Below are 2,557 nucleotides of genomic sequence, written 5' to 3'. Positions count from 1 at the left end.
GTCCAGGAGATCGCCCGCCAGACCGACCTCCTGGCGCTGAACGCGGCGGTGGAAGCGGCGCGGGCCGGCGAGCACGGCAAGGGCTTTGCGGTGGTGGCCTCGGAGGTGCGCAAGCTGGCCGAGCGCAGCCAGGCGGCGGCTGCCGAGATCGGCACGCTCTCGGTCGATACGGTGAAGGTGGCGCAGGAGGCCGGCGCGATGCTGGCCAAGCTGGTGCCCGACATCAAGAAGACGGCGGAGCTGGTCGAGGAGATCACGGCGGCCTGCCGCGAGCAGGATGTCGGTTCGAGCCAGATCAACCAGGCGATCCAGCAGCTCGACAAGGTCACCCAGCAGAACGCGGCCGCCTCCGAGCAGGTCTCGGCCACCTCCGAGGAACTCGCCGCACAGGCCGAGCAGCTCCAGACCACCATCGCCTTCTTCCGGATCGACGAGGGCCAGACAGATGTTGTCCCGCCGCTCGCTCGCGCCGTTGGCCAGCTCAAGGCCAAGGCGGTGCAGATGAAGGCCGCCGCCGCACCCAAGAAGCCCAGGTCTGCGCCGGTGCGCGCCGCCAAGGCGGCAAAGGGAGGCTTCACCTTCGATCTGGACGAAGCGCAAGACGAGCACGACGCCCAGTTCCGCCGCGCCTCCTAGACGCTGTCGGAGTTCCCGCCCGCCTGCGGGGACTCCGCCACCCAAGCCTGTGCCCACGCCTACGCCTGTGCCGTCCTGATTCCCCCTTCATCGACCTTTGAGTGCGAGTTGAGTCATGCGTTTCACCATCAAGGCCAAACTGGCTGCCGCCTTTGGAGTCGTCATCGTCCTGTCGACGATCGCGGGTGCCTTGTCGTACCAGCAGCTGTCCAACATGACGCAGACGCAGACCGAACTGGTTCGCTGGACCAACCGGCTCGATCTGATCGGCGACATCAGGACCTACTTCAACCGCTCGATCCGGGCCGAAAAGAACGCGGTGATGGCATCGACCGACAAGGACATCGGCGGCTATGCCGAGACCGCCATAAACGCCCGAAATGAGGCCCTGAAGATCCGCGACCGCCTGCAAGCGGCTGCGGACGAGGCCGGCAAGCGCCGGTGGGAGGCGATGGTCCCGAAGATCGCCCGCTTCACGACCGTCCAGGATCAGATCCTCGGCTTCGCCAGGCAGAACTCGAGCGCCCACGCCTTCGAAATCTGGACCAACGAGACGAACCCTCGCATCGCAAACATCACGGCCACGACGAATGCGATGCTCGCCGAACTCCTCAAGCCGGGCGCCTCGGCTGCCGCGCTGCCGGCCGCCTATGAATTCCAGAACACCCGCCTCGAATGGCTGCGCCTGACCCGTACGGCGACCCAGCTGTTCGGCGCCACGACCCCGGAAGACGTCCAGCGGCTGAGCAAGGCGACCATGGATCAGATCCAGACGGTGCGCACGGCCCTCACCAAGGCTGCAGGCCCGATCGCGGAGGCCGGCACCTCCACCGAGAGGACGCTTGCGGCCTTCTCGAGCGCCCTTGAGTCGATCACCAAGGTTGCGCAGATCGCGGCCGAGGCCGGCACGATCCGCGCCGGCAACATGTCCATGGGCGAAGGCACGGTCGCCGTCTCCGAGATGATGGCCTTGCTCGACGAGTACACCGACTACATCAAGGGTGCGGCTGATGAGGCTGCCAAGAGCGCCGCAGACAATGCCGCCTTCGCCCGCAACCTGCTGATCTCCATCGTGCTCGGCACCCTTCTCATCGCCATCGCGGCCGCGACCTGGATCGCGCTCAACATCAGCCGTGGCCTGTCCAGCGCCGTCGGTCTCGCCAATGCGGTCGCCATCGGCGACCTCAGCCAGTCCATCGTGGTGAAGAACAATGACGAGATCGGCGATCTCGTCACCTCGCTCAACACCATGACCGCCAATCTCAACGCCACCGCTGCGGTGGCCGACGCGATCGCCAATGGCGACCTGACGGTCGAGGCCAGGCGCCTCTCCGACAAGGACACGCTCGGCATCGCGCTGGAGAACATGCTGGAGAAGCTGCGCACCATCGTCACCCAGGCCATCCAGGCTGCGGAGAACGTGTCGTCTGGTTCGCAGGAGCTGTCTGCGAGTGCCGAGCAGCTGTCGCAGGGCTCGACGGAGCAGGCCTCGTCGACGGAGGAGGCCTCGTCCTCGATGGAGGAGATGGCGGCGAATGTGAAGCAGAACGCCGAGAACGCGGCGACGACCGAGAAGATGGCCGGCCAGTCGGCCAAGGATGCGGAGGCTTCGGGCATCGCGGTCGGCAAGGCTGTCGAGGCGATGCAGACGATCGCGGCCAAGATCAACATCGTCCAGGAGATCGCCCGCCAGACCGACCTCCTGGCGCTGAACGCGGCGGTGGAAGCGGCGCGGGCCGGCGAGCACGGCAAGGGCTTTGCGGTGGTGGCCTCGGAGGTGCGCAAGCTSGCCGARCGCAGCCAGGCSGCGGCTGCCGAGATCGGCACGCTCTCGGTCGATACGGTGAAGGTGGCGCAGGAGGCMGGCKCSATGCTGGCCAAGCTGGTGCCCGACATCAAGAAGACGGCGGAGACGGCGGAG

At 66.8% G+C, this 2,557-nt stretch carries 2 protein-coding genes; both read left to right on the top strand.

Features of this window, described 5'->3' with window-relative positions:
- Positions 1–636, top strand: a 636-nt coding sequence (locus AC1DYU_RS25970; protein ID WP_476794118.1) for a methyl-accepting chemotaxis protein, incomplete at its 5' end; no start/stop codon positions are given.
- Positions 637–751: 115 nt separating this feature from the next.
- The coding region (locus AC1DYU_RS25965; protein WP_476794117.1) for a HAMP domain-containing methyl-accepting chemotaxis protein at positions 752–2,557 on the top strand (1,806 nt) is incomplete at its 3' end.

This window comes from Allobosea sp. P2_B12, from assembly GCF_056404835.1.
This window is presented reverse-complemented; position numbering and strand designations above follow the sequence as displayed.